We start from the raw sequence: 14,912 nt of genomic DNA on the forward strand, positions 1-14,912 counted from the left end.
TTTTTTAAAAGAGAGGGTGATACTATGAAAATTCCACAAATCCAAATAACGACAAATGATATAAAAATGGATTGGAGTATCAAAGATCCTGTTCAACGCATACACCAACCAAGAGCAAAGCAAACCATTTCTCAGCCCCCGGCAATTTTGGAAATTCACACGACTGACAGTACTTTGAAAATAGATTCTACTCAGGCACGGAGTGATATTGGGATGTTAACGAATAAAGAGTCAATCGAAAAATATGCACAGGCTGGAAAAGAAGGAGTTCTCAAAGGGATTTCAAGAAGAGTGAAGGAGGGATATCAAATGATGAACGCCGCAGGTAAGGACCAGGGGCGTTCTGTCATGCAAAGTATTGCCCAGCAAAATACAGGTCCAAAACGTCCTGGTCCCTATAACATAAAATTTGTGCCATCTGTAGGTTCTGTGAAAATTGATTATACGCCAGGTACTACAGATGTAAACATTGCGCGTCAGGAGCCTAAAATTGACACTCAAGTGAACAAGCCTATCCTTGAATATACACCTGGAAAAGTAACTGGTACAATGATACAAAGACCATCTGTTACCATTGATGTTAAAAGTTAAAGGAGAATTTGTATGCAAATCCAAACAAAATTATTAGGCGAAGTAACAATTGATGAAAAAGAGATTTTAACTTTTGAATGTGGATTGCCTGGTTTTCCAAATGAAAAAAGATTTGTTTTATTACCAATAGATTCGGAACTTCCGATTGCCGTATTACAATCTATAACAGATGCTAAAATAGGCTTCGTTGTGGCTTATCCATATGCATTTAAGAATGACTATGCATTTGATATCAGTGAAGAAGACATTACCGATTTGCAAGTTGAAAGTGCTGAAGATATTGCTACGTATGCAATTGTTACATTAAAAGAATCTTTAAATGATTCAACGATGAATCTATTAGCTCCAGTTATTTTTAATATAAAGAAGAAATTTGGGAAGCAAATTGTTCTTAATGATAATGTAGCCTATCCATTACACTTTCCACTTTCTAAAATTGAGGTGTAAAACATGCTAGTTTTATCTAGAAAAAAAGATGAGTCTATAATGATTGATAACAATATTGAAATAAAAGTTTTATCTATAGATGGAGAACAGGTGAAAATTGGGATAGTTGCACCTAAAAGTGTGAAGGTTCATCGTACTGAAATTTTTGAAGCCATCCAGGCACAAAATCAAGCTGCATTGAATATTGAACCTAGTATTCTTCAAGGTTTGACAAAAAAGTAATTCTTTAAAAATTTTTTTATAAATTATCTATAAAACTATTAAATAATTCAAATCACATACGATATAAACTATGTAACAGCGAACCACTATGGTGATTCAACAGTTACATAATTTGCTCCACAAGGATGTGGAGTAAAATAACATTCAAGGAGGAATTCTATTATGAGAATTCAACATAATATTGCTGCGTTAAATACGCATCGTAACTTAGGAGCTAATAATACAGCTTCTGCAAAAAACTTAGAAAGATTATCTTCAGGATACAAAATTAACCGTGCTGGTGATGACGCAGCTGGTCTTTCTATCTCTGAAAAAATGCGTTCTCAAATCCGTGGTCTTGAAATGGCTACAAAAAACTCTCAAGATGGTATCTCTTTAATCCAAACAGCTGAGGGTGCATTAAACGAAACACACGATATTCTACAACGTATCCGTGTTTTAGCAGACCAATCTGCAAACGGTACAAACACTGGTATCGACCGTGAAGCAATCCAAAATGAAGTAAAACAATTAAAAGACGAAATCGACCGTATCGGTAACACAACTGAGTTCAATACTCAAAAATTACTTAACGGTAACCTAAAGTCTGCTGGTGGCGCAACTGTTGGCCAAAACACAACAACTGGTTCACAAGTAGCTAAATTAACTGCTGGAACAATAACAGGTAGTGGCACAATTGCTTCTGGCTTAGCAGGACAAACAAGTATTTTTACAGAAGAAACAATTAAGATTGATGGCACTGATATTAAAGTAAACTGGGGTTCACTAACACAAGATGAAAAGAATATTCTTACAGGTGTTGGTTCAGATTCCACATCTCAGAAAAAAGCTGCCGATTTAATTGTGAGCAAGATTAATGAGGCGATTGATAGTTCAGGAGCAAATGTTGCTCATGTTTCTGGTTATGTTGATGGCGCTGGTAAATTAGTAATATCAAGTGGCTCAGAAGGCATTAATTCTAAGATTTCAGTAACTTCTGGTACAACAGTACTTTCAAAAGCTCTAGGCACTACAGGTGTTGCAACTGATGGTACAACTAATTACAACGGTTCTGCTATTTCAGGTGGTAAGGAATTTACAGCAGAAATTAATGGTGTAACAATGAATGTTACATTAACTAGTGGTATAGCAGCTGGTGCAACTATGGCATCTGGTGCAACAGCATTAGAAACAGCTTTAAATGCGGCTATTTCAGGTGCAAATACAACAGCTGGTGCAGCAAATCCTGGGGATCCTGGATATATTGCGAAAGTAAAAGTGAATGTTACAGATGATGGACGTTTTGAAATCGTAAGTGAGACAGGTCCAGTAAATTTATCTGATAAAACAGGTCAGTCAATTGTTAAGGATCTAGGCTTATCTAGTGCACAAACAAATGCTGCTGGAAATGGCGGTATGACTTTACAAATAGGTGCAAATAAAGGACAAACAATAACATTTGGTATTGATGATATGCGATCAGCTTCATTAGGTATTACAGGTGTAGATGTATCTTCATCTGCTGGAGCTCAAAACGCACTTGACACTTTAGATAAAGCAATTGCTAAAGTTTCTGCACAACGCTCAAGTCTTGGTGCAGTTCAAAACCGTTTAGAACATACAATTAACAACTTAGGTGCTACAGCAGAAAACTTGACAGCTGCTGAATCTCGTATTCGTGATGTGGATATGGCAAAAGAAATGATGGAATTCACAAAGAATAATATCTTAACACAAGCTGCTCAATCTATGTTAGCGCAAGCAAACCAACAACCACAAGGTGTACTTCAATTATTAGGTTAATCAGTACCTTTAAAAAACCTTTCGGCGTATTTCATCGAAAGGTTTTTTTCTATAGAATTGATAAAAACAACCGATATACTCAATAGAAAGAATAATAAAGGAGTTTTTCTGATGAAAGAGCCGATTATTGAAGTATTGATGAGTAAAACCCAACTTCCCATCATTCAAGTTGAACATGATGGAAATATGCTCCCTATACATAGTAAATATAATCCAGTAGCGGAGGCGGAACGATTAATTGATTCTTATGCAAAGCAAATTGAGGTAGCGGATCATATTTTTTGTTATGGGGTTGGTCTAGGATATCATGTAAAGGCTTTACAACAACGTTATCCTGATAAATTTATTTCTACATATGAACCGATAGATAGGGTATACAATGCATTTTTACAGTACGCTAAACAAACAACTGTAAATCTTGATGCTATTACGAATCAGTATGTTGGTGCTTCAAAAGAGGAGATATTAAGAAATCTAAATGATTTTAAACCATATTTAGCACAAAATATTGTGGTAATTATATACCCTGTCTATGAAAAAATAGAGCAAGGATCTTTTTACCAATTTTCGAAAATATTTCAGCAATTTATTCAAGATACACGGACGAATACAATGGCAAATCTATTATTTAATGAACGTTGGGTAATTAATACAATTATGAATACACCTTGGATAATGAATACAACATGTATTCAAGGAATGGATGTATTTGAAGGGAAGCCTGTTATTCTAGTTGCGGCAGGTCCTTCATTGACAGAGGAATTAGAAAATCTACGTGTTATTAAAGAAAAAGGGCTAGCTTATATTTTTGCGGTTGGTTCAGCGAATGAAGTGTTAATTAAACACAAGATTTTACCAGATGCTGTGCTTTCTTACGACCCATCTATGGGAAATTATAAAGTGTTTTTAGAGCTAGCTAAACAACATATTAACAGCATTCCACTTATTTTCGGAACAACAGTAGGCCATGAAACACTGCCTTTATTTCAAGGACCTAAAATTTATATGGTAATGAATCGAGATAAATTTGCAACATATTTACAGAATAGAGATTTTCAAACAGTATACGATTCTACTACAATTTCAAATGTCACATTGCAGCTATTAGTACAATTAAATGTGGGAAAAGTCATTTTAGTGGGGCAAAACTTTGCTTATAAAAAAGATGCCTATTATGCAAAGGGTATAAAAACCTATGATGATACTAAATATATCAGTAGTATTTTGAAAAAAATTGAAGAAGATCAAATAATTACTGTTGGAGATGTATTTGGAGGACTTGTACAAACAGAACCGGGCTTTGATAATATGCGTCGGGAAATGGAAATGTATATTAAAAACTTCCCCAATTTGAAGGTCATTAATACAACGCAAGGTGGAGCGAAAATAGAAGGAACCATTTTTCAATCTTTGAAAGAAACGATTCAAAACGACTTAACAGATAAGATTGTAGATAGGAATTGGTGGAAAGATTTAATTGTTACTACTACAGAAATTAGTGATAAGAAAATTAAACAATTACAACAATCATCCATTGAATATAGAAATTTATATAATGAGATGATGATATTATTAGAGAGACTTGAAAAACAAAACGGTGATACAAATGGTAAAAAAGTCAATCAAATGCTAGATAAAATGTATAAATTATTAGGGAAATTAATACAAAATCAATTATTTGAATTAATCATTGCACCAATTATTGAGGTTCATACAAGTAGATTTTATTCCGATATAAAGATATGTCAAAAAATGGGTGAAAGTAATAAAAAACTTCAAAAGGTAATTAAAATATATCAGAATTATATGCTAATTACCTTAGATATTTACAGGAAAATAAATCCAATAATACAATTGCATTTGATACCTTACCTCAAAAATGCTGAGCAGTGGCAATATTACGAATCAGTATGTGGAGTGATAAAGTATGAAGGGAATTGGAATAAAAAATGGTTTTTAAGAAAAGAAGATAATGATGAGATAGGAAGTTATGGGGCAAGTGCTGAGAACATGCAAAAGGGAGCAAAATTCCACTTTAAATTTACAGGAAAACGTCTGCAATTAATTGGAACAAATGCTAGCAAATCTGCCTTGAAATTAAAAATTACCATTGATCAGAAAGAACAAATTGTTTCGATTTATGAACATATCGATGAAAAGTTCTCTACTTTTCATCATCAAGTGCTTTTTGAAACATTGAAACTTCCAGAAGGTGTACATGAAGTGACAGTGGAGATATTATCTGAAAATGTATACGTTAATTTACTTGGTATTTGTATTCAAAAAGGAGAACGTGTTTACCATTTAAATGAAGTAGAGAAAATAGAAGATTTAACAATTGGTAAATGTATTCGGTGTCATTATCAAGCTCATTATAATGTAATTGGGGAATTTAGCAATATTGGCGAAGCTACAATGAACTATTTACCTGTACAGGCAACAAATCATCCAAATGGTGATTTCTACTTTATAATGGTAGATGAGAAAGAAGGACAGAAAATTTTAATTGCTGATCGTGTACTACAGAATTGGATTAGTAGGCAGGCTATAGAAGATAAGGAGTTAATCTTGGATAGAAACATGGGTATGATTTCCTTACTAACAAGCTCTAAAGATATTGAGAATAGTGAATGGGATCGTTATTTAGTAGAGAATCAAAATGTTAAGTGTAATAATCTACAATGGTGTGCAGATTCATTTATAGCAAGTTGGGTAAAGGATGTGGATAATGAAAATAGTAAACAAGGACTTTTACGTGGTAGTTACATAGGAGATGATGGATCTATTCAATTGGATAATGGATTTGATTATCGTTGTACAAGTGCAGTTGCAGAGCCATTGAAGATGACAGGATACCGACCGAGATTAGTTTTATAAAAAATGGTGCATCCTCAATGATAAGATTAACATTTTAAAAGTAGTTGACACGTATGATTTATCAATTTGCACCAAAGTATACTAGTAGAGTAAGAGTCTACCTATAAGTCATAAGGTAGATGAAATAATTTTTTTGATTTATTAAATTATAGTTTATTTCAGATTATGATAAATTAGTTTATAAAGTAAAATTTATTTAATTTATGATAAATTCAATTTCAAAAGTAATTCTATATCGAAAATGAGGAGAAAGTTATGAGTATCTTAAAGAATAAAAATGTTTTAGTTACAGGAGGAACTGGTTCCTTTGGGAATAAATTCACTCGTAGAGCATTAGAACTTGGTGTAAAGAAAATTATTGTTTTTAGCCGTGATGAACTAAAACAATACGAAATGAAGCAAGAGTTTCAAGATGAACGTATCCGCTTTTTTATTGGCGATGTGCGAGATAAAGAGCGTTTATATCGCGCGTTTGATGGCGTAGATATTGTCATTCATGCAGCAGCAATGAAACATGTTGACGCATGTGAGTACAATCCGTTTGAAGCGATAAAAACAAATATTCATGGTGCGCAAAATATTATAGAAGCAGCTATTGATCGAGGAGTAGAAAAGGTTATTGCACTTTCCACTGATAAAGCTTGTTCACCAGTAAATTTATATGGTGCAACGAAATTAGCTTCAGATAAACTTTTCGTTACTGCCAATGCTTATGTAGGTGAAAAGAAAACACGTTTTTCTGTAGTACGTTATGGGAATGTTGTGGGGAGTAGAGGAAGCGTAGTACCATTTTTCAAAAAAATAAAGGATACAGGTGTAATTCCAATTACAGATGGACGTATGACACGCTTCTGGATTACGTTAGAACAAGGTGTACAATTTGTGCTAGATAATCTTGTACGTATGCATGGAGGAGAAATCTTTGTCCCTAAAATTCCAAGTATGAATATTATGGACTTAGCAAAGGCAATTGCACCTAACTGTAAGTATGAAATTGTTGGAATCCGTCCAGGAGAAAAATTACATGAAGCGATGATTATGGAGGATGACGCAAGACATACTTTGGAGTATGAGGACTATTATACAATTTATCCTGAATTAAATTATTGGAAATTTAATAAAGAAGATAGTGGAAAAAAAATAGAAGGCGACTTTTCCTATACTAGTGATAAAAATAATGTATGGCTTTCTGTGGAAGAGTTGAAAAATCTAATAAATGAATTTTAAAAGGAGCCATTAAAATGTTTAAAACTGAACAAGAACAATTTTGGTTTGGAAATTTTGGAGATGAATATATAAATAGAAATAATAATAATGTGCAATTTGTTTCAAGCAATATTCATTTATTTTCAAAAATTATGAGTAAAACTAAGAATGTAAATACACTAATTGAATTTGGCGCAAACATTGGATTAAATATAAGAGCTTTAAAAATTCTTAAACCCAATCTAGAAATCTCTGCGATAGAGATAAATACAAAAGCTGCTAAAAAGCTTGGAGAAATTATAAATGGAGGTTATATACTTAATGAATCAATTTTAGATTATAACCCTAAAAGGATATATGATTTTGTGCTAATTAAAGGTGTATTAATTCATATCAACCCTAGTGAATTAGAAAATGTTTATGAAAAGTTATATGAAAGTTCTTCAAAATATATTTGTATTGTAGAGTATTATAGTCCCAGTCCTTCAGTTGTTGAATACAGAGGCTATAAGGATAAATTGTTTAAACGTGATTTTGCAGGAGAAATGATGGATCTATATAAAGATTTAGAGCTTGTGGATTATGGTTTTGTTTATCATAGAGATATAAATTATCCTCAAGATGATGTTACGTGGTTTTTATTAAAAAAGAGTGAATAGTTTATATGAATACTAATTAATAAGGATTACTAAATAAACAATGTAGTCTGTGGCTACATTGTTTATTTATAAAGATATGGGAGGATGTTTAATGAATATAATAGCAATTACACAAGCACGTATGGGATCTACACGATTACCAGGAAAAGTATTAAAAAAAGTTGCAAGAAAGACATTACTGGAGTATCAATTAGAATGTTTAAAGAAAAGTGAATACATAAAAGGTATTGTCGTAGCAACTACAAGAGAAATAAGAGATAAAGCTATTGTTCAATTATGTGAACAAATAAATCAACCATATTTTAGAGGGTCTGAAAAAAATGTTCTTGAACGCTATTATTTGGCAGCTAAACAATTTAAAGCAGATATAGTAGTTCGCATTACATCGGATTGTCCTGTAATTGATATTGAGGTTGTTGATAATATAATTAAAAAATTTATGGAGAACAAAGTAGACTATGCTTCTAACACTATAGAAAGAACTTACCCAAGAGGAATGGACACAGAAGTCTTTACAATGAATGCGTTAGAAACTGCATATAGAAATGCTACGGAGCAAAGAGATATTGAACATGTTACACCATATATGTATTTTAATCCGAAAATTTTTAGGTTACTAAATATTAAAAATGATGAAGATTATAGCAAATACCGTTGGACAGTTGATACAGAAGAGGATTTTGAGTTAATTGAGAAGTTGATATTGGAGTTACATATGCGAGATCAGGAGATAAATTTAAAAAACTTGCTTCAAGTAATGCACGAAAATAAAGATTGGTATTCTATTAATGCACATATTGAACAGAAAAAAGTATGAGGATTTTAAGCAAAAATGATACTCAGTAAGTAAAATTTATTGTCACCCAACTGAACATGTATATTGAATATGCTCGTCAGTTATATCATCATTTACTAACTGTTTAAAATGTAGGTAATGATTATTTAAATACAATGGTATTTAAATTCTTCCTGTTAATCTTAGTTATTTCGATTTCTAGGAAAAGTTTTGAAGAGGCTATGGAACTTTAGGATGCAAAGGGAGTAAAATAACAGGGATATTAGGGATAAAACTGCAGTTTTTATCAGCTAGGTCTATAATTTTTTTGGGTTTTATTGTATATAATGGATGATATCCCAAAGTTAATACTCGGAAGTATTTAATACTTAGAGGATAAATAAAATGAAAAATGAATCAGAAATTACAAGATGAAAGTATTCGTTTTTTTATTGATTTTGTGCGTGATAAGAATCGTTTATAACGTGCTTGATAGTGATTAATGCAACCCCGATGAAGCATGTTGAGCAAGTGAGTACAATCCGTTTGAATTAGTAAAAGCAAGTATTAATGATACACAAAATATTTCCAAAGCAGTTATTGATCAATGGAAAGAAAAGGTGATTGCCCTTTCAGCAGATAAAGCTCGTTCACTAGTATATATCTATAAGGTGCAATGAAATTAGCTTCAGATATACATTTTGAGCTACTAATATTTATGTAGACGAAAGAAAAATGCGATTTTCAGTTATACATTAGAGCAATGTAGTAGGAGGTACAGGGAATTAATGTTGTTCCTTTCTTTAAGGAGATAACGGTGTTACACCTATTATAGATGAACGTATAACTAGCTTTTGAATTATGTTGAATCGTGCACTAAATAATTTAAGTATATGCATGGGATGAAATTTAATTCCTAAAATACCAAGCATAAATATTATGTACTTAGTAGTAAAAAAATTTTATCAAATTGCAATATGAGATTATTGATATTTTGCGATTGTGAAGAATAATGCAAACATAAACGTGTTTTTGATATTTATTATGTAATACAAGCCTGAGCTCCCATGGTAGTTCAATGAATATTAAGAGGTAATTTACGACAAGATAGTTTTTTACTATACAAGAGACAATAATAAAGTGTGTCTATTCGTAACTTATAGAATGTGGTGATGAAATATGAATAAAGTACTCTTTTTAGGCCCTGAAAATGAGCGTATTATCCGGTATTTAGCAAAAATAGGGCATAGTGTGAAAGTAATTCAAAGGGTAATAACAGAGGAAGATATTAAGGAATATGATTACTATATCAGTTTTGGCTATACACATATTATCCCTTACTCAATAATTAAATTAGTAAAGATGCAGATTATTAATATTCATATATCTTACTTACCATGGAATAGAGGTACTTCTCCGAACCTTTGGAGTATTTTATCTGATACACCCAAAGGGATTAGTATCCATCAAATAGATGAAGGGATAGATACTGGCCCAATCTATGTTCAAAAAGAAATAATATTTGAAGAGAATGACACATTAAGAACTTCATATAATAAATTAATTACGTTGGCAGAAGATGTCTTTATTGAGAATTGGGAAAATATTCGTGACGGGAAAATTTGTGCAATTTCTCAGAAGGGGAAAGGAAGTTATCAATCTACACAAGATACAGATAAATACCAATATCTATTAATTTATGGGTTAGATACTCCTATTAGTTTGATAAAACAAATGGTTATGAGAGAACAGTGTTGAATATAGTTCTAATTATTCAAGTGTGAATGAGATCTATATGTTTTCCAAAAAACTGTATTAAAAATTATAAAGGAAAAACATTACTTGATCAACTGAATATTTCACAAAAAGTAAGTATAAAGAAGTCGTTATCAAACGAACTAAGAGATGATGCAGTTGTTCAATTATTTAAACAAATGGAATCCCAACCTATTTTAGAGAGGCTTAAAAAAATAGGTTGAACGCTGTTATTAGGCAGCTAAACAATATAAGCGGATATAGTAGTTCACATTACATCGGATTGTCCTGTAATGGGTATCGAGGTTATCGATAATATAATTGAAAAGTATATGGAGAACAAAGTAGACTATGCTTCTAACCATATAGAAAGAACTTACCCAAGAAGAATGGATACAGAAGTCTTTACAAGGAATGCGTTAGAAACTATTTATAGAAACGCTATGGAGCAATGAGGTGTTGTAAATATTACATATCATATGTATTTTAACCCAAAACTTTCAGGTTATTAAATATTAAAAATGATGAAGATAATAGCAAATACCATTGGGCAGTTGATACGGAGAGGATTATTAATTAATTGAGAAGTAGATATTGGAGTTACATAAGCGGAGTCAGAAGATCAATTTAAAAGTAATGCATGAAAATAAAATAGGTATTATATTAATACACATATAAAAAAGTAAGAGGGTTTTAGCGTGAAAATGGTATTTCGTACTGATGCATCAGTTGAAATCGGATATGGTCATGTTATGAGGTGTTTAACTTTAGCAGACCATTTGAAAAATTATAAAATAACTATTCAATTTGTTTGTAGAAAAGCTAAAGGTGACTGCATTGAATTAATAAGAAATAAAGGTTTTGTTGTAGCAGAATTACCCGAAATTGATGAAGATATTTGGAGTTATACCAATGAAAATTGGGCAATAGATGCAGACCAAACTATTCAAGCAATCAATCATCAAAACATTAATGCATTAATTATAGACCATTATGCAATTGATGAAAAATGGGAAAGAAAATTATACAGTTGGACAAATAAAATGATGGTTATTGATGATATTGCAAATCGTAAGCATTTATGTGACATTTTATTAGATCAAAATGATTATGTTAAAGGTGCAGAAAGATATAATTTATTAGTTCCTAGTAACTGTAAACTATTATTAGGAGTAAACTACTGCTTATTAAGAAATGAATTTATTAAGCAACGAAGAAATTTAAAACCTAAAAATAGTAATGTAAATGATGTATTAGTTTCTTTTGGTGGTAGTGATCCTACCGATGAAACAACTAAAGTACTGCAAGCGCTATTGATTTTTAAAGATAAGCAAGTTCATGTTGTTGTGGGAAAAGGTAACATGAATAGTGAAAGAATAAAGAACTTCTGTGAGAGACATAGTAATTATCATTATTATTATCAAATTAATAATATTGCAGAAGTAATGAATAAATGTGATATTGCTATAGGGGCAGGTGGTAGTTCTACATGGGAGAGATGTTCGTTAGGAATTCCTAGTTTAGTTGTTGCTGCTGCTCAAAATCAAATTGAATTGTCAATGGATGCTGATGAAAAAAAGGTGATTAAATTTTTAGGATTAGCACATGAAATTACAATTATGGATTGGCAAAGGCAAATTCAAAAATTCATTAAGAATATAAGTTTACGTAGTGAAATTGTTAATAACTCTTTAAATTTAGTGGATGGTATAGGAGTAAAAAGAACTGTTAAAGAACTATTAAGCTAAGGATGATGAACATGGATATTGTAATAAATGGCACAGTAATAAATATGGAAAATTCACCTTATATTGTTGCTGAAGTAGGTATTAATCATAATGGTGATTTAGAAAAAGCTTATAAAATGATTGAAGTTGCAAAAATAGCAGGAGTTAATGCTGTAAAATTTCAAACATTTAAAGCAGAGGAATTTGTAAATAATCATGATCAAATGTATACATACTTTTCTCAAGGAAAAGAAGTTACAGAATCTATGTTAGAGATGTTTAAAAGATATGAATTTACTAAAAATGAATGGTTTTTAATTAAAAAAAAATGTGATGAAGTAGGTATCACTTTTTTATCGACACCACAAAATGAATCTGACTTAGATTTACTTTTAGAAATAGGAATTGAGGCTATAAAAGTAGGGTCAGATGATTTTACAAATTTGCCCTTGTTAAAGAAGTATACAAAAACTAAACTTCCCTTAATTGTATCTTGTGGTATGGCAGATATGAGTGAAGTATATGAAACACTAAAAACGATTGGTACATTTGAAGGGTATCCTGTTATTCTTTTATTATGTACTTCACAGTATCCTACACCTGAAGAAGATGTGAATATTAATAAATTAAAAACGTTGGCAAGTGCTTTTCCAATGATAACTTTAGGGTTTTCGGATCATACACAGGGATACGTAGCCTCTTCATTAGCTGTAGCATGTGGTGCTAGATTTTTTGAAAAGCATTTTACGTTGGACAATGATTTACCAGGTCCAGATCATTGGTTTTCTGAAAATCCTGTGACTTTAAGTGAATGGGTAAAAGCAATTACTTCAGCTTATAAAATGTTAGGAGATTCAATTATAAGACCTACAGAACAAGAAGAAGAGATGAGAAAAATAGCAAGAAGATATATTATCGCGCTTGATAATATTGAAGAAGGAGAAGTATTAAATGTAAATAATATTGGACTCCGAAGAACAGGTATACCAGGTCTATCTCCTAATTTCTATGAAGAATTATTAGGAAATAAAGCAGCCAAGAAAATTTCTAAAGGTCAAAATATATTTTTAGGTGATTTTATAGATGGATAATAAGGAGAAGCCTTATGTGAGTTCTATTATTCATTAGTTTGAATGATTATTATAATGGCTCTATATTTAATGAAAAATGCAAAAAAAATATAAATATTATTTGCTTTAAATGTAAGTAATTTGTCCTAGTTAACGAAGTACACTGTAGTTTGTTAAATGGTCTCATCGACAAGTTGCCGTATATAAAGAATCATTAGAGGAAGTAGTGCAAAGTTAATATATTTTTTAAGAATAGAAATAGTTTATAAATTTTTATGACTTATGTAAGTTATACAAGTAAGTAAACCAAGATTGTCTGTACCTATGTATCTAAGTTTAACAGACAAAGAAATGCTGAGATTTACTCATGTTTTTAAGGAATGAGGTATTGAATTGATTGTTACTGCACATCAGCCATCTTATTTACCATGGCTTGGATTGTTTCATAAAGTTGCACTAAGTGATTATTATGTTTTTCTAGATACAGTACAATATGAAAAAAATAGTTTTATAAATAGAAATAAAATAGTTGCCAATGGTATGCCACAATGGCTTACTGTTCCTGTCCAACATAAAGGGCATATCGATATGGCTATTAATGAAATAAAAATTAATAATAATATAGATTGGAGAAAAAAACATTGGCTATCTATTTATTATAATTATAAATCAAGTCCATATTTTAAGGAATATAGTCCTTTTTTAGAGGATATTTATTCAAGAGAGTGGCTATATTTATCTGATTTAACATTTCATATGATGGAATGGTTTTTGAAGATTTTAGAAATAGAAGTAAAATTAATAAAAGCAAGTGATGAGAGTTTTATTGGAAAGAAAAATGAACTTTTAATAGATATTACGAAGAAAATGCATTCTAATATTTTTATATTTGGAGAAATGGGTGTGAACTATATAGAAAAAAGTGTTTTTGAAGAAGCAGAAATTTCTCCTTATGTACAAAAATATATTCATCCAACTTATTCTCAAAAACAAAGAAACTTCCTTCCATATATGAGTATCATTGATTTACTTTTCAATGAAGGAGAAAATTCATTGAATATTATTTTTAAAAATAATATAAATAAAGAAGAAATTATAAAGTTAAAGGAGATATAAACTATGAATTTTTCCATAGAGTGGGAAGATGTTTATAAAAATCAGACACATTTGAGTATTTGGCCATGGTCAGATGTAGTGAGCTATGTAAAGCGTTATATGGAACCTTCTGCTAAAAGCTTTAAAGTATTAGAATTAGGTTGTGGAGCAGGGGCAAATATTCCATTCTTTAAAAGTTTAAACATAGAGTATCATGCTATCGAAGGTAGCCAAGCAATTGTTGAAAAACTTCACAAAAATTTCCCGGAATATAAAAAGAATATTGTTGTAGGAGATTTTACGACAATAGAATTAAAGGAAAATTATTATGATTTGATATTAGATAGAGCAGCATTAACGCATAATAGTACTGACGCAATTACTACATGTTTGAAAAGCATATATAAATCATTAAAAATAGATGGAAGATATATAGGAATTGACTGGTTTTCTACTATTCATGATGATTTTAATAAAGGAGAGGAAGTTGCAGGAGACCCAAATACTAAAACAAATATAAATGAAGGGCAATTTGTTAACTTAGGAAAAGTACATTTTTCTGATAAAGAACATTTAATTAATTTATTTGCTGATTTTACCTTTTTAGTATTAGAACATAAAGTACACACATTTGAATTTCCAAATGATCATACATTTGCTTCTTGGAATTTTGTTGTAGGAAAGTAATTCATAAATATATTTTTGG

At 30.9% G+C, this 14,912-nt stretch carries 13 protein-coding genes; all 13 read left to right on the top strand.

Annotated features, from left to right (window positions below):
- Positions 1-24 precede the first annotated feature (24 nt).
- The 13 genes from MHB40_RS03445 to MHB40_RS03505 all read left to right on the top strand — a co-directional run bounded on the left by MHB40_RS03445 (position 25) and on the right by MHB40_RS03505 (position 14,893).
- Positions 25-591 carry a DUF6470 family protein gene (locus tag MHB40_RS03445; RefSeq protein WP_342533931.1) on the top strand — a complete coding sequence of 189 codons (567 nt, stop codon included), beginning with the start codon at positions 25-27 and terminating at the stop codon, positions 589-591.
- 12 nt (positions 592-603) lie between these two features.
- Positions 604-1,038 carry a flagellar assembly protein FliW gene (fliW, locus tag MHB40_RS03450; RefSeq protein ID WP_342533932.1) on the top strand — a complete coding sequence of 145 codons (435 nt, stop codon included), beginning with the start codon at positions 604-606 and terminating at the stop codon, positions 1,036-1,038.
- Positions 1,039-1,041: 3 nt separating this feature from the next.
- Positions 1,042-1,260 (top strand): carbon storage regulator CsrA, encoded by a 219-nt coding sequence (csrA, locus tag MHB40_RS03455; RefSeq protein WP_259420191.1) that lies wholly within the window; start codon positions 1,042-1,044, stop codon positions 1,258-1,260.
- Positions 1,261-1,422: 162 nt separating this feature from the next.
- Positions 1,423-3,042, top strand: a complete 1,620-nt coding sequence (locus MHB40_RS03460; protein ID WP_342533933.1) for a flagellin — start codon at positions 1,423-1,425, stop codon at positions 3,040-3,042.
- A 111-nt stretch (positions 3,043-3,153) separates the two neighbouring features.
- Positions 3,154-5,919 (top strand): 6-hydroxymethylpterin diphosphokinase MptE-like protein, encoded by a 2,766-nt coding sequence (locus MHB40_RS03465; RefSeq protein ID WP_342533934.1) that lies wholly within the window; start codon positions 3,154-3,156, stop codon positions 5,917-5,919.
- Positions 5,920-6,174: 255 nt separating this feature from the next.
- Positions 6,175-7,146, top strand: coding sequence for a UDP-N-acetylglucosamine 4,6-dehydratase (inverting) (gene pseB, locus MHB40_RS03470; protein WP_342533935.1), 972 nt, complete (start codon positions 6,175-6,177; stop codon positions 7,144-7,146).
- Positions 7,147-7,160: 14 nt separating this feature from the next.
- Complete coding sequence (locus MHB40_RS03475) at positions 7,161-7,784, top strand: pseudaminic acid biosynthesis-associated methylase (protein ID WP_342533936.1); 624 nt, start codon at positions 7,161-7,163, stop codon at positions 7,782-7,784.
- A gap of 91 nt (positions 7,785-7,875) precedes the next feature.
- Positions 7,876-8,601 (top strand): glycosyltransferase family protein, encoded by a 726-nt coding sequence (locus MHB40_RS03480; protein WP_342533937.1) that lies wholly within the window; start codon positions 7,876-7,878, stop codon positions 8,599-8,601.
- A 1,137-nt stretch (positions 8,602-9,738) separates the two neighbouring features.
- Positions 9,739-10,317 carry a formyltransferase family protein gene (locus MHB40_RS03485; RefSeq protein WP_342533938.1) on the top strand — a complete coding sequence of 193 codons (579 nt, stop codon included), beginning with the start codon at positions 9,739-9,741 and terminating at the stop codon, positions 10,315-10,317.
- 701 nt (positions 10,318-11,018) lie between these two features.
- Entirely contained in the window at positions 11,019-12,062 is a 1,044-nt protein-coding gene (gene pseG, locus MHB40_RS03490; protein ID WP_342534745.1) for a UDP-2,4-diacetamido-2,4,6-trideoxy-beta-L-altropyranose hydrolase, read from the top strand.
- A gap of 11 nt (positions 12,063-12,073) precedes the next feature.
- On the top strand, positions 12,074-13,132 hold the full coding sequence (locus MHB40_RS03495; protein WP_342533939.1) for an N-acetylneuraminate synthase family protein: 1,059 nt from the start codon (positions 12,074-12,076) through the stop codon (positions 13,130-13,132).
- A 372-nt stretch (positions 13,133-13,504) separates the two neighbouring features.
- Complete coding sequence (locus tag MHB40_RS03500; RefSeq protein WP_342533940.1) at positions 13,505-14,227, top strand: WbqC family protein; 723 nt, start codon at positions 13,505-13,507, stop codon at positions 14,225-14,227.
- A 3-nt stretch (positions 14,228-14,230) separates the two neighbouring features.
- Complete coding sequence (locus MHB40_RS03505) at positions 14,231-14,893, top strand: class I SAM-dependent methyltransferase (protein ID WP_342533941.1); 663 nt, start codon at positions 14,231-14,233, stop codon at positions 14,891-14,893.
- The last annotated feature ends 19 nt before the right edge of the window (positions 14,894-14,912 follow it).

Origin of the sequence: Lysinibacillus sp. FSL K6-0057, from assembly GCF_038630885.1 — a bacterium.
GTDB classification, from domain to species: domain Bacteria; phylum Bacillota; class Bacilli; order Bacillales_A; family Planococcaceae; genus Lysinibacillus; species Lysinibacillus fusiformis_F.